This window comes from Oleiphilus sp. HI0043 (assembly GCF_001634935.1).
This window is the reverse complement of record NZ_LWEY01001600.1, coordinates 1-23,392: the sequence shown is the minus strand read 5'-3', so window position 1 is coordinate 23,392 and position 23,392 is coordinate 1. Positions and strand designations below refer to the sequence as shown.

Below are 23,392 nucleotides of genomic sequence, written 5' to 3'. Positions count from 1 at the left end.
GACTCACCTACAAAATTAATCGAACCAAGTAATTGCTTCTAATTAAGCTTTGCCACCCAAAACATTTGCCAGAGAATCAGCGCCAAAGTCTGCTGTCACAACAGCTTCACCAATCGACTTCAAAAGCACAAGACGGAGCGTTCCATCCATTACCTTTTTGTCCACAGACATTAGTCGTTCATATTCTGAAGCCAACATGCCTTCCGGCCCTTCAATTGGCAAGTTAGCAGCAAGCAATATATTTGAAATTCGAGAAACATCTTCATCACTAATCCAGCCTTCCATTCTCGACAATTCTGCTGCCATAACTGTTCCCGCTGCAACCGCCTCACCATGAAGCCAAGAGCCATAACCTTCATAAGTCTCAATCGCATGGCCAAATGTGTGCCCTAGATTTAATATTGCTCTAAGCCCACCCTCTTTCTCATCTAGTTCAACAACTTCCGCTTTACAAGAACAAGATTCTTTAATCGCGTAGGTTAAAGCATCAGAGTCCAAGGACCTTAAGGCCTCAACATTAGCCTCCAACCAGTCAAAGAACTCTGGCTTACGGATCAAACCATATTTGATCACCTCCGCCAGGCCCGCTGAAACTTCCTTTGAAGCCAGAGTTTGCAAGGTCAAAATATCAATGATAACGGCTTTAGGCTGGTAAAAAGCACCTATCATGTTTTTACCTAAAGGATGGTTGATTGCAGTTTTTCCACCTACAGATGAATCTACTTGCGAAAGAAGCGTCGTGGGCACCTGAATAAAATCTACGCCACGCTGATAAGCTGATGCAGCAAAACCTGCCATATCTCCAATTACACCACCCCCCAGCGCAACGATAGTCGTCTTCCTGGAATGAGCCTTCTCTAGTAGCGCATCAAAAATCAGGTTTAAGGTTTGCCAATTCTTATATTGCTCTCCGTCAGGCAAGACCACGCTATCAACCTCATAGCCAGACAATGCCTGTCTAACTTGCTGCTCATACAAAGGCCCGACTGTCTCATTTGTCACCAGCATTACTTTTTTTCCGGCAATGTAGGGCTGATAGAGAGATGGATTACTCAATAAGCCTTCGCCAATAAAAATTGGGTAATCACGCTCACCCAAATCTACTTTTAACTCAATCATTTATTCACTCTTTTTCTATCGCGCTGATTATATCTTTAACAATACCTTTCATAGACTTTTTGTCTGTATCAATTACATAGTCAGCAACTTCTCGATAAATTGGATCTCTGGTCGCATACAAATCACTCAAGACCTGACGAGCATCTTTGTCTCCCTGCAACAAAGGTCGATTCTTATCTTTGTGAGTTCTTTTGTACTGCTGCTCGACTGAGGTATTCAAATACACTACAAAAGCAGTGTTGTTCACACACTCTCTGTTCTCGGGGCGCATCATCGCACCACCACCTGTTGCCAAGACGACGTTTTTAAGTGCTGACAAATCTTTTATTGCCTGGCTCTCTCTATCCCGGAAGCCTGCTTCGCCCTCGACATCAAAAATCCACGGAATGTTTGCCCCGGTTCGCCGCTCTATCTCTTTATCGGAATCATAAAAGTCAAAGTTCAGCTCTTTGGCTAAAATTTTTCCTATGGTTGTTTTTCCTGCCCCCATTGGGCCCACAAAAACAATCAACGGTTTAGCTATACTCATATTTCGATCTTATGCCGGCCAATCAATATGTCAGTAAAGATTAACCTGTTTATTTTAAAAAGAAAAAAGGCCGCAATCTGCAGCCTTTTACCTAAGCTCAATAAGACATATTGTCCTATATTTGCTGGTCAATCACACCATTTTTTAATAGCTTAGGCGTGATAAAGATAAGTAATTCAGCACGCTCATCTATCTCTTCAGTCTTGGTAAATAAAGCACCTAAGTATGGGATGTCACCTAAGAAAGGCGTTTTAGTAACAGTTGTAGATCGTTCAGACTGAAAAATACCACCCAAGACAACCGTTTCACCATTACCAACAAGTACTTGAGTTAGTACCTCATTTGTTTCAATACTTGGAATACCTGCGGTCACTTCGCCACGGTTATCCTGATTGATCTTAAGATCCATAATGACCTGATCGTCTGGCGTAATTTGAGGCGTCACTTCTAAAGATAGCACGGCCTCTTTAAAGGAAACTGAGGTTGCACCAGAAGACGAAGCTTCCTGATAAGGAATTTCCTCACCCGATTTAATTGTCGCGGTTTGACGATCAGCCGTTACAATTTTCGGCTGGGCAACGATCTCACCCTTTCCATCAGATTCGAAAGCAGATAATTCCATATCAATTAGATAGTTATCACCACCAAAACCAATCGCTAAGGAAGAGCTGTTCGATCTGGTTACACCTAAATCAACAGCCAAAGCACCTGGAAATGAAATACTGTTACTATTTCCGTTCGCTATATCTGTCAGTTCACTAAGCGTCCCAGACGATCCACCTATACGGAACAAGTTATCTCCGCTACGATCTAAACCGCCACCGCCCCACTGAATACCCATTTCTTCAGCTATATTCGAACGAGCTCTTACAATTCTAGCCTCAATCAATACCTGACGAACCGGAATATCCCAGGTAGATATCAATTTACGAATCTGCTCCTGCTTCTCTGATGTCTCTCTCACACTTATAGTATTCGTTCGTTCATCAGATGAAATAAAGCCTCGCTCTGAAATCAGCTCACTGTCCTGGCGCAATAGCTCCACAATATCTGCCGCTTTTGCATAGTTAATCTGAACGATCTCCAAACGTACCGGCGCTAATGCTGCAACCTGTCGGTTAGCTTCCAATTCAAGCTTTTCACGCGCCGCTATTTCTTCGGCTGGAGCGACAAGCAGTACATTACCCACCGTTCGCTTATCTAATCCTTTTGTTTTTAGAATCAGCTCTAGAGCCTGATCCCAAGGTACATTCTGTAAACGAAGGGTAATACTTCCACCCACGGTATCACTTGCAACCAAGTTAAGGCTGGTAAAGTCAGCAATTAACTGAAGAACAGCTCGCACTTCAATATTCTGGAAGTTCAAAGATAGCTTTTCACCAGTAAACGGAAACTTATCCTTTTTACGCTGATCGACTTCTTCTTCTGTTAGCGCTTCAACACTCACGGTAAATTTATTATCAGCCTGGTAAGCCAGGTAATCATAATGACCAGAAGCTTTAATTCTAATTAAGGCATCACCATCAACGATATCTGAATCAATACGACGAACAGGTGTTGCAAAGTCGACAACATCTAGACGCTGTCGAAGCCCCATAGGTAAGTCAACCTTTGGCATGCGTAACTGAATATGGCCACCCACTTCTGACATATCAATATCTACGTCAGGCGAAGCAAAGCTAACGACTATCTGGCCATCGCCCTTTTCACCACGCTGAAAGTCAATATTGGTTATGCCATTTCTATCCGCAGCAACTTTCCTAGAAAACGTATTCGCTGCTGGCATTGCTTCTGGCGATGACGCGACAGCTTGGTATGCTTCACCAGCACCCTCTGAGCCCACCAATACAAACAGCGTATTTCCACTCGTTCGCGTGCTATAGGGCACTAAGTCAACTAAATCAAGAATTACACGGGTTCGGTCCTTGGTGCCGATTACAGTCATGCGTTTCGCATTTCCCATACCAAGATTATGGTATTTCTCTGCCAGCTTACTGCTAGCGCCCGGTAAATCGAGCGCTATTCTTGCTGGTTTTTCAATCGTATAGCCATTCACTTCCGGCGGCGTTTCATCAAAAATCAAGGAAATTTCAACTCGATCTCCAGGCAGAGAAGCGAAGCTAACATCGTTAAGGTTAGCGGCATTTGCATTCATTACTGCAAAGAAGCAAACTCCAATCAGGGTTATTAATTTACGCGTCTGAAGGACCATTTCTGTAAACCTTAATATTCTACTTACTTTTGACTTAAACATGTTTGCTCTATTTGATATATCATTCATTATTCCCAAGCCCCCTTAATTACTGATCGTCCAGCGAGATGGTTCGCGGCCTTTCAAGCCAGCCGCCATATCCGTTGGGAACAATTTCAATCAAATCAATCTGACCAACTCTTACATCTACAATTCGGCCATGGTTTTTACCCATATACTGCCCAACCTTGGCCATATGTACGCTCTGCAACTCATCAGCAATCAGCGCCCACAAAATATCTTGTTCATTTCGCTGAAGCGTACCAACCATTTTTAACTGCCCTAGAGAGTATGACTCCAGAACCTCAGGAACTCGATCAAAATCCGGCTTAACGTTACTTTGATCTTTTTGTATCTCTACCACGCTTACCACAACATCTTCAGGCGGCAAAAAAGGTGAACGTCTATTCGCAGCACTGTATGTAAATGCTCTATATACTTGTACTTCAGGCAAAGCCTCTATTTTTCCACGCGGCTTGGCATCAGCCTCTGCCATAAAGCGATCTAAATCACCAAAGCCACTACTCGTACCACAACCACTCAATAGAACACTTGATACGAGCACGAGAGACAAGAAAATTTTATTCATTATCTTCTCCTCCCTTTCTTCTTCTTAGATTGCCTACTTTTTTCTCTGTCTGCCTCAGTACCATAACGATATGTCTTCGCTTGCACAGTCATTTGCAGCTTATGACTGCTGCGCCCCTGACTATTTCCTTTAGACTTACTCTGCGTCTTGGAAATATTCATATCATGCAAAGTCACGATTCGTGGCAAGCTTGCAACACCACTCACAAAAGATGCGATGTCGTGATAAGTACCCGCAACCACGATTTCCATTGGTAATTCAACATAGAACTCTTTGGAAACCTCTGGCTTCAACTGAATGGATTCAATTTCCAAACCGCTTCCTAGCCCGGTATTGGTAATATCTTCAAGTAGGCCCGGAACCTCTGTTTTTGCAGGCAACTGCTTAAGAAGTACACCGAAAGACTTTTTCATATCTTCCATCTGTAAGCGAAAAGCCTCAAGATTTGCTACTTTATAAGCTCTACTTTCATACTGCTGCTTCAAGCTTGCTTCTTCTGCAGCGACTCTATCAAATTCGGTATATTGATCCTGAATCAGAAAGAAATAACCGCCTATAAGCAGCGCTAAAAAGACAACAACTAATACAATTGCTTTAACAGGTGTAGGCCATGAGCCTGCATTATTAAAGTCTATATCATTGGGATCAAAGCCTTTCAGGCTTTCCATAGATTCAGAAAAACCCACTATTTAGTCCCCTTTTCACTTGATTCCTGATCTTCAGCTAACTCAGGGGTCACCTGCTTAACACTAAGATCAAAACTATTTAGAGTCCCGTCATCACCTTTAATCGCACTCACGTCTTTCAGATTAGGGTTAGAAAACCAGACTGATGTTTCAAAGTTTCGCATCAAACCTGAAATACGGTTATTAGATTCAGCCAAACCCGTAATCTCTATGAGATCCTCTTTTCGCTCAAGGCTTTCATAATAAAGGCCATCTGGAAGTGTTCTCACCAACTCATCCATCACACGAACGATAACCGGGCGTGTTCCCTGTAAGTCCTGAATGACCTTCATTCTATCCAAAAGCTCTTTCTTTTCTTTTTTCAGCTCTTTGATCTCTTTAATTTTCTTATCCAGCTCAGCCATTGAAGAGCTTAAATAATTATTTCGAGACTTTTGAGTTTCAATTTCGGAGCTAACATAGTCTTGCCACAAAAACACGAGCACGACAGCAACAACAAGGACAGCGATCAACGATGTAATAAAATTCCGCTGCTTCTCGGCCCGGAGTTCTTCTCGCCACGGCCTAAGGTTAATAGAAGGCATTAATCAAAACTCCTCATAGCCAAACCACAAGCAATCATCAGTGATGGTGCATCATTGCTTAACGCAGACGCATTCACCTTTGAGCTTAAGGTCATATCAACGAAAGGGTTAGCCACAATAGTCTTGATCCCTGTTTTCTCTTCAACCAGCTCTACAAGTCCGTTTATTGACGCGACACCGCCAGCAAGCACGACATAATCGACTTCATTATATTGGCTTGAGGAAAAGAAGAACTGTAATGAACGGGCGACTTGTTGAACGACTGCCTCTTTGAAAGGAGCTAAGACTTCACGCTCGTAGTCATCTGGCAAGCCACCTTGCTTTTTAGCTAGCCCGGCCTCTTCAAAAGATAAGCCATAACGTCGCTGAATTTCTTCTGTCAGTTGACGACCACCAAATAACTGCTCTCTTGTATAGATCGTTTTGCCATCGGCAAGTACGCTCAATGTCGTCATCGTTGAGCCAACATCGACAATTGCGACTGTCTGCTCTTCACCTTCAACGCCAATTTGCGAACCGACAAGTTCAAAGGATCGTTCAATTGCGTAAGCTTCGATATCGATAACTTTCGATGTTAAGCCACCAATTTCCAGGGCTTCTTCCCGAAGTTCAACATTCTCTTTTCGACAAGCAGCTAATAATATATCAACCTGGTCAGCGCCCGACTCTGACTCGCCAAGCACTTCAAAGTCGATAGCCACTTCATCAAGAGGATAAGGTATATATTGATCAGCCTCGACAACGATCATATTTTCCAGCTCAGACTCGTTAAGCCCACCCGCCATTTGTATGGTTTTGGTGATAACAGCTGAACCCGCAACGGCAGCAGAAGCTAATCGACTATTAGCACGCGAGCGAGTCACCACCTTTCCGATGACTTCACCAACCAACTCCGAGTCATTAATATTCTTCTCTACTACGCAGTTACTAGGTAGCGGTTCCACGGCGTAACTCTCTACGCGGAACTTTTCACCATTCTTTGACAACTCCAATAATTTTACTGAAGAAGAACTGATATCGATTCCTAACAAGGAATCTTTTTTCTTTCCAAACAATCCAAACACGCGAAAACCCATTAAATTAATGGCAGCTACTTTGATTGAGATGTACTTATGAATCTATTATTCACACCTCAATGTACATTTTTTTACTTATAACACTCTAAAAAGACGTATAATCCTACAATTCTTAAATTAAAGCTATTTCTTAGATAATAGCTGTATATTTCTAACTTGCTAGGAAAAACATGTTTCGTTTTGTGAGACTCTTGAGCTTTTCAGCTTGGTCCTTGGCCGCAATGATATCTGGTGCCTTTTTCTTAATGGCCTCTTTCTTCCTTTATTTGACGCCAACACTTCCTGATGCCGAGCAACTTAAGCACACCCAATTACAAACACCCTTACGTATTTACTCACTTGATAGCAAAAGCATAGCCGAGTTTGGCGAAAAGAGAAGAAAGCCAATAAATATTGGTGACTCGCCTCAAAATTTGCTTAATGCCTTTATCGCAGCCGAGGATAATCGTTTTTTTGAGCACCGCGGAATAGATATAAAAGGCCTGGCTCGCGCAGCCACTCAGTTAGTTACCACAGGAAGAATTCAAACTGGCGGCAGTACCATCACCATGCAGGTTGCCAAAAACTTTTTTCTTTCCAGAGAAAAAACCTTCATCCGAAAGTTCAATGAAATTTTTTTAGCGATTCAGATTGAGCAATCTCTCTCCAAACAAGAAATCCTAGAACTTTATTTAAACAAGATTTATTTAGGTAATAGAGCCTACGGTGTTCATGCAGCCGCACAAGTCTATTATGGAAAGCCTATTGATGAATTAAACCTGGCACAAATGGCGATGATCGCGGGCCTTCCTAAAGCACCGTCTCGGTACAACCCCTTAGCCAATGCCAAACGAGCTAAAATCAGAAGAAACTGGATCCTGGACAGGATGCTTGATTTGGAGATGATCGATTCAGAACAACACGCTGAAGCAAAATCCTCTCTCATTACAGCCAGCTACCATGGCGGAAGCTCGGAACTTTATGCTCCTTATGTTGCTGAAATGGCGAGAAGAGAAGTTATTAATCGCTACGGTTCTGATGCATACACTTCTGGCATGCGTGTCTTCCTAACCGTAGACAGCAAACTACAAGAAGCAGCCTCACGCGCGGTCAAAAAAGGCTTGGAAGACTACGACAAGCGTCACGGCTACCGCGGCCCAATAAAAACCTTGGACATTAGCTCTGAAGAAGCAATCGAAAGCGCGATCAGTGAACTACGCTCCATCAAAACCCCACGTCAACACCAAGCAGCGCTGGTATTAGAAGTATCTCAAGATAGCGCCAAATTATCACTCAAAGATGGCCAGGAAAAGACCTTGCTACGCGAGCAGGCCGAATGGGCAAGAAAATACGAGACCGTTGACCGAAGAGGTCCTGCCATCAAAAGCCTGGAAGACATACTTCAAACCGGTGACGTGATTCAAGTGACCACGTCAAACACAGAAACCAGCAATGAAGACGGCGAAACGGCAATGGCAGAAATCATCCACCTAAGCCAACTTCCGGAGGCACAAGGCGCCCTTATTTCGATCAACCCCGACAACGGAGCAATCAAGGCACTGGTTGGCGGCTATGACTTTGCCATGAGCCACTACAACCGCGCGACACAAGCCAAACGACAACCAGGTTCCAACTTCAAAGCCTTTGTTTATTTGGCAGCGATAGAAAACGGGACCACCGCTGCAAGCCTTATCAACGATGCCCCAATCGTATTTGAGGACGACAATCTGGAAGCGGCATGGCGGCCCGAGAACTCTAGCGGTAAGTTTTATGGCCCAACCCGGATCCGAAAAGCACTGTATAATTCCCGCAACCTGGTATCTATTCGGCTCCTAAAAGAAACTGGCGTCCGAAAAACACTGAACACCATTGAGAAATTCGGTTTTGACAAAAAAGACCTACCCAGAGATTTGTCTCTCGCGCTTGGCAGCGCCGGACTCCCCCCTATCAGCATCGCCAGAGGATATGCAATGATAGCCAACGGCGGCTACAAAATTGATACCCATCTGATATCTCATATCGAAGATAATGAGGGGAACATAATTTTCAAAAACACGGCTCCCATCGTATGCCGTGAAAACTGCCTCACTCAACAAAGCTCAGAAGAGATTGACAACAAAGAGACTAACGAGGAAATCACCTACGCCCCGCGCATCGCCGATGAACGCGATATATATATTCTTCACTCAATGCTAAAAGACGTTATCACAAAAGGTACCGGCAGAAAGGCTCTACAACTAAAACGTAAAGACCTGGCAGGCAAGACTGGCACAACAAATGACCAAAAGGATGCATGGTTTTCCGGCTTCAACACTCAGCTAGAAACTAGCGTCTGGGTTGGTTTTGATAAGCCGCAAACACTAGGAAGGAGAGAATACGGGTCTCGCGCCGCGCTACCAATATGGAATGACTTTATGGCAGTCGCTCTAGAAGGCACACCAAACGCCAACTTGCCCCAACCTGACGGCCTGGTAACCGTTCGGATAAACAAAGAAACAGGCGAGCAAGCTCTGCCCGGCACAGACAACGCCATGTTCGAGATATTCAGAAAAGAGCTAGCACCGAAAAAGCCTAGAACCTTGCCACCTGCATTTGAACACAAAGAAAGCACACAACCTCAAATCGCTCCAGAAGATATCTTCTAACTAGCAAGAGCCTTCACGACACCACCCCATTCTACTCTAGACAAAATATAGAGACATAAAAAAACCGGTACTTTCCAGCACCGGTTTTTTTGTTTTCTTTAGAACTTTTGGCTCTAAAGAGTTAAGCCATTAGATATCTTCTAAAGACTTAAGTGGGTAGTTTGCAGGAAGTGGACCTTCCGCAGCACCCGTATCGATCGCTGCTTGAGCAACCGCAGTAGATACAATACCCAACAAACGGGAATCTGTCGCTTTTGGAATGATGTACTCTTTACCGAATTCCATTGAATCCACACCGTAAGCGTCTAGAACTTCCTTAGTTACAGGCTCTTTTGCTAGATTAGCAAGTGCTTTAGCAGCAGCCAGCTTCATCTCTTCATTGATAGCTGTTGCACGAACATCCAACGCACCACGGAAGATAAATGGGAAGCCAAGAACGTTGTTTACCTGGTTAGGGTAATCAGAACGACCTGTTGCCATAACAGCATCTGGACGAGATTCTGCAACCACTTCAGGCATGATTTCTGGAACCGGGTTAGCACATGCAAAGATGATTGGGTTTGGAGCCATCTTCTTAATTTGTTCACCAGTCACCATATCAGGACCAGATAGACCCAAGAAGATATCAGCACCGTCTAGCGCATCGTCAAACGTACGCTTGTCAGTATCTACTGCAAACATTGCCTTGTACTGGTTTAGATCATCACGACCAGAGTGGATAACACCTTTACGATCACACATGAAGATGTTTTCTGGCTTCATACCCGCAAGGGTAAGTAGCTTAGAACAAGAAATTGCAGCAGCACCGGCACCTAGTACCGCCATTTTTGCTTCTTCAATTTTCTTGCCTTGAATTTCAAGTGCGTTCAATGCACCTGCAACCGTTACGATAGCAGTACCGTGCTGGTCATCGTGGAAAACTGGAATGTTGCACTGCTCTTTAAGCGTACGCTCGATTTCAAAACACTCAGGTGCTTTAATGTCTTCTAGGTTAATGCCACCAAAAGTAATCGCAATACGACGCACTGTGTCGATAAATGCTTGAGGGCTTTCAGATTCAACTTCGATGTCGATTGAATCAACGCCAGCAAAACGTTTGAAAAGAAGAGACTTACCTTCCATTACAGGCTTAGAAGCCAAAGGACCTAAGTCACCCAGACCAAGAATCGCAGTACCATCAGTAATAACCGCTACCAAGTTACCTTTAGCAGTGTACTTATATGCATTTTCCGGGTCAGCAGCAATTTCCTTAACTGGCTCTGCAACACCTGGGCTATAAGCCAAAGAAAGGTCGCGAGAGGTTTGAGCAGGAGTAGAAAGTTCTACGCTGATTTTCCCTGGCTTCGGGAACTCATGGTAATCTAGAGCATCTTGTTTGAAATCTGACATTATATTCTACCGTTTTGGTTTTTCCGTTTAGGTTCTTTCAGGGACATTAAAGCCCTAAAGCCTGTCCGCGGCGCACATTATGACATCACTTATTCCCTAGGGACAATTATCAAATGATAATACGCCGTAACTTTTTTATTGTCATTTGACCGAAATCATCAAATAACCAGACGAAAAAAGAGCGACAAGCGCTCTTTTTCGGAATATCTTAGTTCTTTGGCAACTCGCCAAACAAAGCTTAGCCGCCGATACGGCTGCCGAAACGCTTCTTGAACTTATCAATACGACCACCTGTATCCATTACTTTCTGCTTACCAGTATAGAATGGGTGACATGCTGAACATACGTCCAGAGTAATATCTTTACATAGCGTAGAACGTGTTTTAATAACGTTACCACAACCACATTTTGCTTCGATTTCCTGGTAATCAGGATGAATAGCTTCTTTCATTGCACACCTCTAATTCAATTATGCCGCCACCTTACACTTATCACTCTTCTTTTAGCTTATAAAAAACCAGAAGAGCCGTTAAGGCACCGCACGAAAGGGGGCTTCCCATCTATCTTTACACCTTCAAACTTGCCTTGAAAACAAATTTTTAGACAAAAGACAGAGTGACTGCCAATTTTTAAGACGGCGCATATTAACAAAATAAACACAATAAGCAAGCATCGTTTATTTCATTTTTGAAATGCACTAGAATTTAGCCTCCTACTTCTAAGAGATTTCCTTCGTATCTTGCATGATCATCACCGTTGCAGTCCCCACCCCTTTATTTCGCTGCTTTGATTATCTGCCGCCTGATAAGATAAACCCTGAATATCTTGTGGAAGGGAGCAGGGTTCTCGTTCCCTTTGGGCCAAGAAAGTTAGTTGGCATTATCACTAAAATACAAAATACCCCTTCGGCTCATGAGGGGAAAATCAAGAACGCCTTGGCGCTTCTAGATCCATCACCCACTTTTCCAAGCGTTTTGATGCAGCTGCTAAACTGGGCCTCAAGCTATTATTGTCACCCTATTGGAGATTGTTTCGCGACCGCCCTGCCCGGAGCACTTAGAACAACCTCTGCAAAGCAAGGCGCGTTGGTCAAAAGCATAGAGCTAAGCAAATGGTATCGCAGCCCCAAACAGTTTGAAGGTAGAGCGAATGCAACCAAGCAAATAGAGATACTCGACTATCTCGAAAGCAACCCTGAAGGCGTTTGGCTCGATACACTCAAAGCTATGAGATATAGCAACAGTCAACTCAAAAACCTGGAAGGCGCAGGCTACATATATAAAGAAGTCTATGACCCCCTGAGCGCGGAAAAAGAACAACAAAGCAAAGCGCCCATTCAAAGCAAAACCCTCAATACCGAGCAAAAGCTTGCAGTTGAGACAATTCTTAACGCCGATGCAACTATCAATGCAACCCTACTTCAGGGTGTAACGGGCAGCGGCAAAACTGAAGTTTATATCGAATGCGTAAAGAAACAGCTTGAACAAGGTAAACAGGCCCTCATTCTCATCCCAGAAATTAACCTCAGCCCACAAACGCTACTCAGGTTCCAGAGTCAGCTGAGCACACCTATTGGCGTCATTCACTCTGGCATGAGCCATAAAGAGAAATATACTAGCTGGTTTTTAGCAAAAGAAGGCATTGCACGCGTCATCATCGGCACCCGTTCAGCAATTTTTACTCCCTTCAAAGAGCTCGGAATAATTATCGTAGATGAAGAGCATGACCCCTCCTACAAGCAGATTGATAATTTCAAATATTCAGCACGAGATCTATCAGTCAAACGCGGACAGATTGAACAATGCAAAGTGGTGCTAGGAAGTGCAACACCATCACTTGAAAGCCTCTATAACGTTAAGCTAGGTCGCTATCAGCTAGCTTTAATGCAAGAACGCGCCGGCGCAGGCCAAACACCGGAAATGTTTCTAATCGATATCCGCAGCCGTCCTCTGGAGAATGGTTGTTCTCGCCCCTTGAAGCAGCGAATCGGAGAAGAGCTTGCTCAAGGCAACCAAGTAATCATATTCCAAAACCGCAGAGGCTTTTCACCAACACTAATGTGTAATAGCTGCGGTTGGCTCGCCCAGTGCCCTCACTGTGATGCACGCCTTACTGTTCATAGTCGCCCACCTCAGCTACATTGCCATCACTGCAATCATAAAGAAATCATTCCAAGAGCCTGTCATGAATGCAACCACACAAGTCTGACACCACTTGGCGCAGGCACCGAAAGACTAGAGTTTGGACTGCAGGCACAATTCCCGAGCGCCAGCGTGGTGCGTGTTGACAGAGACAGCATAAAGAACCAAAAACAAATGACTGAGCTAGTCGAGCAAATCAATAAGGGAGAGCCTTGCTTGTTGATTGGCACACAAATGCTCGCAAAAGGGCATGACTTTCATAACGTCACCCTGGTCGCCATCATCGATGCCGACGCCAGTTTTTTTAGCGCCGACTATCGAGCCATTGAGCGCAGCGCACAGCAACTTTTACAGGTTTCAGGGCGCACGGGCCGCGGTAACAAGCATGGCACAGTGCTCATCCAGACACGCCAACCAGAACACCCCATCTTTGAACCTATTCTGCGTAGTGACTATACAAGCATTGCTCAGCAGGAGCTTGAAGAGCGCCAATATTGCGAGCTGCCGCCTTTCTCAAAAATGCTCACTATCCGGGCTGAGTCAGCCAAGGCTGAGGCAAACCTTGAAGAGTTGAGTTCAATTAAAAACTTGGTGCTAGCAAGTTACTCTAACGAGGCAGCGATACAAATATCGGGCCCCATTGAAGCAAATATCGCCAGAAAGTCTGGAATCTACCGAAGCTACTTGCATTTATTTATTTCAGATATGAAGGCTCGCTCGCAGCTTGTACATAGCTTGCGCTGTTATCTAGATTCGCGTAAATCCCATAAAACCAAGCTATATATCGACGCAGACCCCCTCGATTACGTCTAATAGCAATACTTGGAGTCAGAGTAAAAAGCGCACTTTTTACTCTGACTCCAAGTATTAGCGTTTAAATCTTGAACGGAATCATAGATAATACGCCCCCTTTTAATTTCCCATTGGCTTTTGTAAATCTGGACGCGCATGAAAGAACTGATAATTGAACTTGTACAAACGGTTGTGACTGAACTTAGCAACGAGAACGTCATTCCTTCGGACGCGAGTTATAAGATCAATATTGATGCGACAAAAGATAAAGCGCATGGCGACTATGCCTCGAATATAGGGCTAGTCTTAGCCAAGCAGGCCAAGATGCCACCTCGAGCGCTTGCTGAGCAAATCGTTGAAAAGATCACCGCTCAAAATAATGCAAGCGTAGACAAAATTGAAATTGCTGGCCCTGGCTTCATCAACTTTTTTATGAGCTCCGCCAGCAGCTTTGCCGTCCTCAGTTCAATTATTGAAAATGCGGATAAATATGGACACAACAACTCAGGTAAAGGCCAAAAAGTTCAAGTCGAGTTTGTTTCCGCTAATCCTACCGGCCCATTGCATGTGGGGCATGGCCGTGGCGCAGCAGTCGGTGACAGCATTTGCAGACTTCTCGGTGCAAATGGCTGGGATGTGACCAGCGAGTTCTATTACAACGATGCTGGCCAACAAATCAATAACCTGGCTCTATCTGTTCAAGCTCGCTGCAAAGGTTTAACACCTGAAGACCCAAGCTGGCCAGAAGATGGCTATCGCGGGCACTATATTATTGAGCTTGCTGAAAGCTTTATGAACGGTGAAACCATCGAGTCTGCCGACCAGAGCTTTACAGGTACCAAAAACGCTGACGACCTGGAAGATATCAGACACTTTGCTGTCGCCTATTTAAGAAGAGAGCAAGATCTAGACCTAAAAGCCTTTGACGTTGATTTCGATGTTTATTTCCTTGAAAGCTCTCTCTATAGCGATGGTAAAGTCGAAAAAGCAGTGGAAGCTCTGATTGAAAATGGCTATACCTACGAGAAAGATGGCGCGCTTTGGTTGCGAACGACAGACTTTGGCGACGACAAAGATCGTGTTATGCGCAAAACTGAAGGCGGCTACACTTACTTTGTGCCAGACGTAGCCTATCACCTCGACAAGTGGCAACGTGGCTTTACTCGCGTCATAAATGAACAGGGTGCCGACCACCACAGTACAATCACTCGCGTTCGAGCAGGCCTACAAGCATTGAAGCAAGATATACCTGAAGGCTGGCCTGATTATGTTCTTCACCAAATGGTGACTGTCATGAAAGGCGGCGAAGAGGTGAAGCTATCCAAACGTGCCGGCAGCTACGTCACATTGCGAGACTTGATCGAAGAAGTTGGCCGCGATGCCACTCGCTACTTCCTGGTCGCACGCGCTCCCAGCTCACAACTAACATTCGATATTGACCTGGCTCGCAGCCAGTCAAATGACAACCCTGTGTACTATATCCAATATGCACACGCTCGAATTAGCAGTATTTTTAGAAAGGTTTTAGCAGCTTCTCCAGAGTGGTCTGCCGAAGACGGCCTAGCCAACCTAGAGCAGCTAAGCGTTGAAAGCGAACGTAAACTAGCAAACACGCTGGCTAGCTTCCCTGAAGTTGTCAGCATTGCGGGAGAGCAAAATGCGCCTCATCAAATTGCAAACTACCTATATAGTTTGGCGAGCGACTTCCATACCTACTACAATTCAAATATTGTAATGGTTGAAGATAGTAAAATTAGAGATGCTCGTGCAGTGCTTTGCCTAAGCATCCAGCAAGTATTGAGAAACGGGCTTAAGCTACTAGGGGTTAGCGCTCCTGAAGAAATGTAATCACACCCGATAAACTATTGACGCGTTGATCATATGACTCAAGATTTTGCTAAGCCCTCGACCACTAAAAAGCCCGGAGCACCCAAGACAAAAAAAGGTTCTTCGGGAAAGTCTGGCGGGGCTAAAAGCAGCGCGAGCAAGAAGGCCAGCGGAGCAAGCCCTAAAGAAGTGCCAAGCTCAGCGCCGGTAAAAAACCGTACACCATTTTTTCTTTCCCTAATTGTACTGGTCTGTGCTTTTGCCTATGGCTTGTATTTTTTACAGTCTATTCCGCCCACTGAAACACCCGAGAAACAGCCAACAATATCCAAAAAATCCCCTTCTGCCAGCAAAAGCACGCCCGCCGAAGAAGCACCGGCAAAGCGTTTCAACTTTTACGATATCCTTCCAGAATCGACAGTGACTGCACCGAAGGTAGAAGAGTATCGCTTCAAACAAAAATCAGGCAGTGAAGACTACTTCTATGTGATTCAAACTGGCTCATTCAAAAACCGGGCAGATGCCGAGCGCCAAAAAGCCACTATCGCCTTTAAGGGCTTAAAAGCCAATATTGAAACAGTTACCAATGATAAAGGTACTGTCTGGCACCGAGTTAAAACCGGACCATTCACCAACCGTAGTAAGTTAAATAGCGCCCTGGATAAACTTGTATCTCTTAATATCCAGCCTCTCGTCAAGAAAGTAAAAAAAGATAGCTAAAGCGCCTTCTTAACGCTTGATATCTCTTCAAGCGACTCCATATAAAAACTTTCGCTGCTGCAATACATCGCTTAATCGCAGCTGGCAGTATTTAGTCAAAACACCAATTGAGCCACTTGGCCGCATTGGTGAACGCAAACTTTGTGGAGAAGTTCATGACAACCATCTTATCAGTCCGCCGCGAAGGCGAAGTTGCTCTTGGCGGCGACGGTCAGGTTTCGCTCGGAAACACCATCATGAAAGGCAACGCTAAAAAAGTGCGCCGACTCTATGACGGCAAAGTCATCGCCGGGTTTGCAGGCGGCACAGCAGATGCTTTCACATTGTTTGAACGTTTTGAAGCGCAACTAGAGAAACATCAAGGCAATCTTGTTAAAGCTGCCGTTGAGCTAGCCAAAGACTGGCGCACAGATCGCGCACTCAGAAAGCTTGAAGCATTGCTTGCCGTGGCAGACGAAAACAACTCTCTTATCATCACCGGTAATGGCGATGTAATAGAGCCTGAAGATAGCCTGATTGCAATTGGCTCTGGCGGCCCTTTCGCTCAAGCTAGCGCAAGAGCTCTACTTGAAAACACCGAGCTATCAGCACAAGAGATTGTTGAAAAAGGTCTAACGATCGCTGCCAACATCTGCGTATTCACTAATGATGCCTTTACCATCGAGCACCTTGGTGAAGCCAAATAGCCACTAATCAGGCACGACACAACTTAACGAAAGCCCGAATCAACATCACCCTTTACATGATACGGTACTAAATTCCATGGCAAACATGACTCCTCGCGAAATCGTACACGAGCTCAACCAACATATCATCGGCCAAGATGAAGCCAAGCGTGCAGTTGCTATCGCACTTCGAAACCGCTGGCGCCGCATGCAACTTGACCCGGCCTTAAGAGAAGAAATTTCCCCCAAAAACATTTTAATGATTGGCCCAACCGGTGTGGGTAAAACTGAAATCGCCCGACGCTTGGCTAAACTTGCTGATGCTCCCTTCCTGAAGGTTGAAGCAACGAAATTTACTGAAGTAGGCTACGTGGGTAGAGATGTAGAGTCTATTGTTCGCGATGTTGCTGACTCGGCCCTTAATATGTTGCGGCAAAAAGAAATGAAGCTTGTCGACACTAAAGCTGCTGACGCTGCTGAAGAGCGTATTTTAGATGCCCTGCTTCCTCCAGCACGAACGGGTGCCGACTCAGCTCAAAGCGATAATTCTTCGACGCGACAAATCTTCCGCAAGAAGCTCCGAGAAGGCGATTTAGACGATAAAGAAATCGATATTGAAGTCAGCGCCACACCTGTAGGCGTTGAGATTATGGCGCCTCCAGGCATGGAAGAAATGAGCAACCAGCTTCAGAATATCTTTTCCAGCATGTCCGGTGACAAAAAGAAAACCCGAAAACTAACGGTTAAAGACGCGCTTAAGCAAGTCAAAGAAGAAGAAGCTGGCAAGCTGGTAAATGAAGAAGACATTAAATCTAAAGCTATCCAGGCAGTTGAGCAGAACGGTATTGTCTTTATCGATGAGATCGATAAAGTTGCCAAGCGCTCTGAAGGCTCCTCCGCCGACGTATCACGCGAAGGTGTACAGCGCGATTTACTTCCACTAATTGAAGGAAGTACAGTAACCACTAAACTTGGGCCAATCAAAACAGACCACATTCTGTTTATTGCTTCAGGCGCCTTCCACCTATCGAAGCCTTCAGACCTTATTCCTGAGCTTCAAGGGCGCCTACCAATTCGTGTTGAGCTTAAAGCGCTGTCACCAGAAGACTTCCAAAAGATTCTAACCGAACCAAATGCTTCACTGATTGACCAATATATTGCACTTATGGCTACCGAAGGCTTAAAACTCAGCTTCAGTGAGGACGCACTCGAAACGATTGCACACATTGCCTGGAAGGTTAATGAGAAGACTGAAAATATCGGGGCTCGTCGCCTGCACACAGTGCTTGAGAGACTTCTGGAGCATATATCATTTGAGGCTGGCGACAGCCAACGAGATGACTTTGAAGTGACAGCTGACTACGTTAAAGAGCAACTCGATGAGTTGTCTGAAGATGAAGATTTAAGCCAATATATTTTGTAATCATTAAATCATCAGGGTCAGAGGAAAAACCTTCGCTTTTACTCTGACCCCAATGGCACTTACTTAAGGCAAACAAAGACGTCATTCCCTTGAATAAGGGAATCCATTGTTTTTACGAGTTATGCGACACATTAAAAGTAAAACTAAACGCATTAAATCATGCAGCGACGAGAAGTCTTCTTTTTTGTTTAGTCGTGTAGGATTCAAAACAATAGATTGCCGCCTGCGCGGCAATGACGATGGGGCATAGCGGGAATGACAAGCGTCGGAGCGCGTCCTAGCTTAAGTAAGTGCCATTCTACTCTGACCCCAATTAATCTTAAAACATAGATACTACTTTCTGAGAGACTCTTTCAAAATAGCTGTCACCACCAGACGAACCGCCCTTTACTTTGATTGTCTTGGGCCTGCTTTCCTGGCTACCCTGGTAGGTTGGCAAGGCCTCACCATACAGACCTGTACTGAGTGTTCTCTGCTCATCAAATAGAATATCTTTTCGGACTCGTACACCCGCTGGTGCCAGTACTTTTTCGAGCTCATCGATCCTGTTTCTAAGATTAGCCCGAGTTAATTGATAAGCACTCTCGCACATCATTTTTCGTGAGTTAAAACTAAAGACACTTGAGAAAAACAAATTTGCATCGTGCCTTGGTGGCTCAAATGACAATACATCTTTTCCGGGGAAATCACGGGATATATTCTTGAGGCCTGAAGTAAGGCGAGAGTGAACCATTGTACGATAGGCCTGGGAAAGAACATTCGGCATCCCTGACTGCGTCAACTCCTCGCGCTTCATCGTATCAGCTTGAACGGCCTGCCCGACATCTATCGGCACAACAGGGTTAATGGCAAAAACAATATCTGCACCTGACTCAAAGGCAACCGAGGTATGCATCCCTTTGTTTAAGGTACCATCGACATAATAACGTCCACCGACCTCTACAGGTTTGTATATACCGGGCGCAGCCATACTACACTGGATAGCCTTGGAGATAGGCAAATCAGTTAAGCCTTCGGTACCAAAACGAACAGTCTCGCCTGACTCCAAGTCTGCCGCAATAACAATCAATTGCTTACGGAGCTTCTCGAACTCATTTGTTCTACCAATTGACGAGTACGAACGGCTCAAATATTTATGGAAGCCATTATTATCAAAAATACCAGAAGGAATGGCTTGAGCCAGCGCTGTCAAAGCCTCTAATACTGACTGGTCATTTGGGTGACTTAATACACTTAGACCAGCATTAAGCAATATCTTGGGTATAGATTTTATTCTACGCGTATATTCTGAAAAAGCCGGCTTATAAAAGACTTCAGGATGAAAAGGGTGAACATCAGCCTCATTACGCACAAAGATTCGGCACATTTGTGCAGGAGTCATCTGGTTCGCTAGATTCGCTGCGACAAAAGAGCCTGAGTTTACACCTACATAGATATCTAAGTCATTGAAATCGAGCCCTTCGAGCGCCTCGTCAATCGCACGCAGTGCCCCTATCTCATATATGCCACCTAATGGGCCACCGCCACCGAGTGCAATCCCCAACGTTAGTTTTTTGTTTTCTGTTGGCTGCGCCTCAGACATTCAATAACCTCTATCGTCCAATTTAATCAATTCTAAAAATAGTAAGCGTAAATATAATTACTAGAGTATTCACACTAGGAAGCAGCAGACTAGTTTTCCTCACCAATTTTGCTAGGTCGTAGGTAACGGCTAAAGCCCGCTTCTTTTAAAGCCAAATTAAGCGTACTCTGGATAATGTAGGGCGAATCCAGTGCTAAAACACTATCTAACAAGTCTTTCGCCCAAGTCATATCGATATCACGAATAACAGATTTAACCTTAAGCAAATTTGAGGCGTTCATAGACAAAGCATCATACCCCATCGCCAGCAATAGGACGGCACCAGCCGGGTCACCGGCCAACTCTCCACAAATGCTCAACTGCACGGGTAGATCAGCGGTATCCTGAGCAATCTTATATAACGCTTGAAGTACAGCTGGGTGAAAAGAATGGTAAAGCGAGGCAACACGCGGATTATTTCGGTCCACCGCCAATAGGTATTGGGTTAAGTCATTTGAACCAACTGACAAGAAGTCAACTCGTTCAGCAAGCTCTTTCACTTGATACACTGCACCAGGTACTTCTATCATGACACCGATTTGAGGCATAGATATGTCATAACCTTCAGCACAGATTTCATGATATTCACGATAAATAAGATGTAGCGCTTCCTCAACCTCGTTAACATTTGAGATCATCGGTAGCATAATACGCAGATTATCGAGGCCCACACTCGCCTTCAGCATAGCCCTCATTTGTACCAAAAATATCTCTGGGTGATCCAGAGTTACACGAATTCCTCGCCAACCCAGGAAGGGGTTTTCTTCTGTGATCGGAAAGTAGGATAAAGCTTTGTCTCCGCCAATATCCAAGGTACGCATGGTGACATAATTCGGTGCAAACGCTTCCAGTTGCTCGCGATAGCAGTCCATCTGCTCTTGCTCACTTGGGAAACGCTCATTGATCATGAATGGCACTTCAGTTCGATATAGACCAACACCTTCAGCGCCTTGATTCAGTGAACGAACAACATCAGTCATTAAACCGGTATTCACCCAGGCACAGATGCGATGCCCGTCTTTAGTTTCGCAGGGTAGGCTCTTTAACTTCTCTAAGCCTTGATCCAGCGCCTTCTCTTCTTCGACGATCTGCTCATAGTAGCCACGCAGCTCTTCAGAAGGGCAGGCAAAAATATCACCATTGTAGCCATCGACTATTAACTCTTTATCGTCCAGCTGTGTGAGTGGCATATCCACCACACCCATGACAGTGGGAATCCCCATCGCTCTGGCTAAGATTGCTACGTGAGAATTTCCTGAGCCTTTAATCGAAACAAGACCGAGTAGCTTCTCTTTCGGAATTTCACCCAACATAGTAGGGGTTAATTCTTCACTGACCAGGATCGCATTATCGGGATAGTCATGCTGTTTTTTATCCGCTGTTTGCAGGTATGAAAGTATACGGCAACCCAGATCTTTTATATCTACAGCTCTTTCGCTGAGATAGGCATCATTCATCATTTCAAAATGACGTGCATATTCACTAATGGTATTTTTTAATGCGGTTTGGGCAGACTTCCCGGCTTTTATCTGGGTGATCACTTCTCCTGCCAGAGCATTGTCATCCAACATACCAAGATAGACATCAAACAAAGCTTGTTCTTCAGGCCTTAACTGGGTAGATAAACGCTCACCGACGCTTTGAATATCTTTACGGACGGACTCAACCGCATTTTCAAATGAAATGATATCATCATCAATATTTTCAGCACTTCTATCAGGCACCGCATCCAGGTCGGCAAGCGGAAAAACAACAACACTGCGACCAATCGCAACGCCTGGTGCACCAGCGATACCCTTGAAGGCGATATCCTGCGCTACTTTCCCACTCTCAGAAACTGACTCAATTGCTTTAGTTGCTTCTGAATGCGCTATAACGCTCGCCAGCTGTGCAGAAACCGTAACTAGAAAAGCTTCTTCACCTTCATCAAACTTACGCAGGTTACTGGCTTCCTGAACAACCAATACACCCAATACCTTTTTATGATGAATGATTGGAACACCAAGAAAGCTTGTAAAACGCTCTTCTCCCGTTTCAGGCAAATAGCGGTAGCGTTCATGCTGCTGGGCATCTTCGAGGTTTATCGGCTCTTCCCTAACACCAACCAAACCAACCAGACCCTCTGAATAACCCAAGCTCACGTTCCCGATCGCATCTTCCCGCAAGCCACGAGAGGCACGCAAGACATAACGATTTTCTGCCGGATCAAGAAGATAGATGGAACATACTTCCGTACTCATAGCCTCCTGAACGCGACTGACAATAATATTCAGTGCTTCCTCAAGACTAGCGGCACTATTCACTTCCTGAACAATACTGCGAAGTATGCTTAGCATTTAATACCCTTTATATTATGCCCACGTTTCCAATAGGTGGCTTAGTTCTTAAATAAGTCAGTTGATAACTCTTTCATTGCTCTTCGGTATACCTCTCGCTTAAATGAGACAACCTGACCCAGCGGATACCAATAACTTACCCACTGCCAACGATCGAACTCGGGGCTCACGTTCCGATCTACAGATATGCTTGAGTCAGCACTCAGCATGCGTAACATATACCACTTTTGTTTCTGTCCGACGCATAACGGTAAGGAGTTATGGCGAATCATTTTCTTGGGTAATCGATAGCGTAACCAACCCTTTGTTTTGGCCACAATCTGTACATCTGAAGGCTGCAAACCTATTTCTTCATTCAATTCACGGTAAAGTGCTTCATCAGGAGTCTCATCAACTTTGATTCCACCTTGCGGAAACTGCCAAGAATTTTGTCCGATTCGCCTTGCCCAAAGTACCTCATTAAATTCGTTTGCGAGAATAATTCCGACATTTAATCTGAAACCGTCAGAATCTATCACTCTCTAATTTCCCGTCTATAGATATTTACATTGCCTTCATTCTTTCAGAATTTGCCCGATACAGCAAACCCATGAGCGGGCAAATAATTAATTATGCTAGATATATCAATCAATTCTAGACTACTTTTAAGATCTTAATGAGTTTTTAAAGAGATGATCTGATATGATTTTCTATTCATCGAAATCGACCCTTTGTGATTGGTCGTTATTTAGCATAAAACACTCTCGGGGGAGTACATAAGTGGCACTGGCAATTTTCGACTTAGACAACACATTAATCGCGGGTGATAGCGACCATGCCTGGGGCGAATTTCTCGTCGAAAAGTCTATTGTCGACGCTCAAGTTTACAAAGAGGCCAATGATCAATTTCTTTTGGATTACCAAAATGGTGAACTCGACATCCTCAAATACCTGTCATTCGCGCTTCGCCCACTCGCCGCACATCCGACAGAGCAACTGCTGAAATGGCGAGAAGAGTTTTTTCTGGAGAAAATCAAACCA

The 23,392-nt window shown here is 44.6% G+C and carries 19 protein-coding genes; 7 read left to right on the top strand and 12 right to left on the bottom strand.

The window, feature by feature from the left end:
• Positions 1-42: 42 nt before the first annotated feature.
• The 7 genes from aroB to A3729_RS23755 all read right to left on the bottom strand — a co-directional run bounded on the left by aroB (position 43) and on the right by A3729_RS23755 (position 6,822).
• Positions 43-1,119, bottom strand: coding sequence for a 3-dehydroquinate synthase (aroB, locus tag A3729_RS23785; RefSeq protein WP_068506598.1), 1,077 nt, complete (start codon positions 1,117-1,119; stop codon positions 43-45).
• 4 nt (positions 1,120-1,123) lie between these two features.
• Positions 1,124-1,648: a shikimate kinase AroK gene (gene aroK, locus A3729_RS23780; RefSeq protein WP_082865394.1), complete on the bottom strand. Its 525-nt coding sequence runs from the start codon at positions 1,646-1,648 to the stop codon at positions 1,124-1,126.
• 115 nt (positions 1,649-1,763) lie between these two features.
• A complete protein-coding gene (gene pilQ, locus A3729_RS23775) occupies positions 1,764-3,929 on the bottom strand; it encodes a type IV pilus secretin PilQ family protein (protein WP_231877493.1) in 2,166 nt (721 codons plus the stop codon).
• Between the two features lie 19 nt (positions 3,930-3,948).
• Positions 3,949-4,488: a pilus assembly protein PilP gene (locus A3729_RS23770; protein ID WP_068506594.1), complete on the bottom strand. Its 540-nt coding sequence runs from the start codon at positions 4,486-4,488 to the stop codon at positions 3,949-3,951.
• Positions 4,488-5,174 carry a type 4a pilus biogenesis protein PilO gene (locus A3729_RS23765; RefSeq protein WP_156494828.1) on the bottom strand — a complete coding sequence of 229 codons (687 nt, stop codon included), beginning with the start codon at positions 5,172-5,174 and terminating at the stop codon, positions 4,488-4,490. Before A3729_RS23765 ends, A3729_RS23770 begins: the two co-directional genes overlap by 1 nt.
• Positions 5,174-5,758: a PilN domain-containing protein gene (locus A3729_RS23760; protein WP_068506592.1), complete on the bottom strand. Its 585-nt coding sequence runs from the start codon at positions 5,756-5,758 to the stop codon at positions 5,174-5,176. The genes A3729_RS23765 and A3729_RS23760 overlap by 1 nt, the downstream gene beginning before the upstream one ends.
• Complete coding sequence (locus A3729_RS23755) at positions 5,758-6,822, bottom strand: pilus assembly protein PilM (RefSeq protein WP_068506607.1); 1,065 nt, start codon at positions 6,820-6,822, stop codon at positions 5,758-5,760. The genes A3729_RS23760 and A3729_RS23755 overlap by 1 nt, the downstream gene beginning before the upstream one ends.
• A gap of 182 nt (positions 6,823-7,004) precedes the next feature.
• Here A3729_RS23755 and A3729_RS23750 point away from each other — a divergent pair, with 182 nt between their 5' ends.
• Entirely contained in the window at positions 7,005-9,458 is a 2,454-nt protein-coding gene (locus tag A3729_RS23750) for a penicillin-binding protein 1A (protein ID WP_068634366.1), read from the top strand.
• Positions 9,459-9,587: 129 nt separating this feature from the next.
• Here A3729_RS23750 and A3729_RS23745 read toward each other — a convergent pair whose 3' ends face one another.
• Both A3729_RS23745 and rpmE read right to left on the bottom strand, forming a co-directional pair.
• Positions 9,588-10,850 carry a malic enzyme-like NAD(P)-binding protein gene (locus tag A3729_RS23745; RefSeq protein WP_197470071.1) on the bottom strand — a complete coding sequence of 421 codons (1,263 nt, stop codon included), beginning with the start codon at positions 10,848-10,850 and terminating at the stop codon, positions 9,588-9,590.
• Positions 10,851-11,085: 235 nt separating this feature from the next.
• Positions 11,086-11,298, bottom strand: coding sequence for a 50S ribosomal protein L31 (rpmE, locus tag A3729_RS23740; RefSeq protein ID WP_068509060.1), 213 nt, complete (start codon positions 11,296-11,298; stop codon positions 11,086-11,088).
• A 292-nt stretch (positions 11,299-11,590) separates the two neighbouring features.
• Between rpmE and A3729_RS23735 the strand changes: the two genes are divergently transcribed.
• From A3729_RS23735 to hslU, 5 genes are all read left to right on the top strand, one after another.
• The gene (locus tag A3729_RS23735; protein ID WP_068509058.1) at positions 11,591-13,801 is read left to right on the top strand and encodes a primosomal protein N'; all 2,211 of its coding nucleotides are present in this window, start codon (positions 11,591-11,593) and stop codon (positions 13,799-13,801) included.
• A gap of 135 nt (positions 13,802-13,936) precedes the next feature.
• A complete protein-coding gene (gene argS, locus A3729_RS23730) occupies positions 13,937-15,628 on the top strand; it encodes an arginine--tRNA ligase (protein WP_068509056.1) in 1,692 nt (563 codons plus the stop codon).
• A 33-nt stretch (positions 15,629-15,661) separates the two neighbouring features.
• A complete protein-coding gene (locus A3729_RS23725) occupies positions 15,662-16,327 on the top strand; it encodes an SPOR domain-containing protein (RefSeq protein WP_082865176.1) in 666 nt (221 codons plus the stop codon).
• 155 nt (positions 16,328-16,482) lie between these two features.
• Positions 16,483-17,013, top strand: coding sequence for an ATP-dependent protease subunit HslV (gene hslV / locus A3729_RS23720; RefSeq protein WP_068509054.1), 531 nt, complete (start codon positions 16,483-16,485; stop codon positions 17,011-17,013).
• 76 nt (positions 17,014-17,089) lie between these two features.
• Positions 17,090-18,415, top strand: coding sequence for an ATP-dependent protease ATPase subunit HslU (hslU, locus tag A3729_RS23715; protein ID WP_068509052.1), 1,326 nt, complete (start codon positions 17,090-17,092; stop codon positions 18,413-18,415).
• A 319-nt stretch (positions 18,416-18,734) separates the two neighbouring features.
• Here hslU and A3729_RS23710 read toward each other — a convergent pair whose 3' ends face one another.
• From A3729_RS23710 to A3729_RS23700, 3 genes are all read right to left on the bottom strand, one after another.
• On the bottom strand, positions 18,735-19,997 hold the full coding sequence (locus tag A3729_RS23710; RefSeq protein WP_068509051.1) for a patatin-like phospholipase family protein: 1,263 nt from the start codon (positions 19,995-19,997) through the stop codon (positions 18,735-18,737).
• An 89-nt stretch (positions 19,998-20,086) separates the two neighbouring features.
• Positions 20,087-22,372, bottom strand: coding sequence for a phosphoenolpyruvate--protein phosphotransferase (ptsP, locus tag A3729_RS23705; RefSeq protein ID WP_068509049.1), 2,286 nt, complete (start codon positions 22,370-22,372; stop codon positions 20,087-20,089).
• Positions 22,373-22,413: 41 nt separating this feature from the next.
• On the bottom strand, positions 22,414-22,890 hold the full coding sequence (locus A3729_RS23700) for an RNA pyrophosphohydrolase (RefSeq protein ID WP_068509047.1): 477 nt from the start codon (positions 22,888-22,890) through the stop codon (positions 22,414-22,416).
• Positions 22,891-23,131: 241 nt separating this feature from the next.
• Between A3729_RS23700 and A3729_RS23695 the strand changes: the two genes are divergently transcribed.
• Positions 23,132-23,392, top strand: a 261-nt coding sequence (locus A3729_RS23695) for an HAD family phosphatase (protein WP_197476019.1), incomplete at its 3' end; no start/stop codon positions are given.